This window comes from Pseudonocardia sp. SID8383, assembly GCF_009864975.1.
GTDB lineage: Bacteria > Actinomycetota > Actinomycetes > Mycobacteriales > Pseudonocardiaceae > Pseudonocardia > Pseudonocardia alni.
The window spans coordinates 1-752 of the sequence record NZ_WWFY01001168.1; the positions used below are offsets into that span (position 1 = coordinate 1).

The 752-nt window shown below is 77.1% G+C and carries 2 protein-coding genes; both read right to left on the reverse strand.

Features of this window, described 5'->3' with window-relative positions; genetic code table 11:
- The coding region (locus tag GTW08_RS28395) for a hypothetical protein (protein ID WP_043281823.1) at positions 1-187 on the reverse strand (187 nt) is incomplete at its 3' end.
- A partial coding sequence (locus GTW08_RS28400; protein WP_161152774.1) for an RNA polymerase sigma factor occupies positions 184-752 on the reverse strand: 569 nt, incomplete at its 5' end. The genes GTW08_RS28395 and GTW08_RS28400, both read right to left, overlap by 4 nt.

Sequence of the window (752 nt, forward strand, 5' to 3'; positions counted from 1 at the left end):
CGGTCGCGACAGCGGTGATCCCGCCCAGCGACCCGACGGTGAGCACCGCCGCGGCCGCGGCCGAGGTGGCCCGGCGCGCACCGGCGGCGCGGGAGATCACGTCGTCGACGGCGGGCAGCGGCACCGCCGCGGCCAGGACGTCGTCGAGCCGGTGGAACTCCCGGTCGATGTCGGCGAACCCGTTCATACCCGTCCCCCCTCGGTGGCGGGTGGGTACCCGCCACGCAGGTCGTACTGCGGCGCCCCGTGACCCGGCGGCGGTCCCCCGACCGCGCCACCCGCCGGTCCGATGATCTCCTCCAGCACCTCGGCCATGCCCTCGGTCACGACCTCGCGACCGCGGACGAGCCGGCGCCGCACCTCGTGCTCGGTGACCCGCTCGAGCTCGGCGACCGCGCCGGTCGACAGGCCTGCCATGTGGTGCAGCACCACGGCCCGGCGGTCGACGGGTGCGAGCCTCCCGAGCGCCTCCAGGAGCGCCCCGGTGCGCGGGTCGGTCTCCTCCGGCGACGGCCTGCGACGGCGGCGCAGGATCCGCCCCCGCATCGACGTCCGGATCGCGACCCGCCGGACCCAGCCGACGGCCGCGTCCTCGTGGTCCGGGCCCGCGGGCTCGGCGCGCAGCGCGGCCCAGCGTCGCCAGGCCCGCGAGTAGGCGTCCTGCACGGCGTCGTGCGCGTCGTGCGGGTTGAGCGTGATCGCGTAGAGCTGCGCGACCAGCCGCGGGTAGTGCGTCTCGAGGTGTGCGCCGA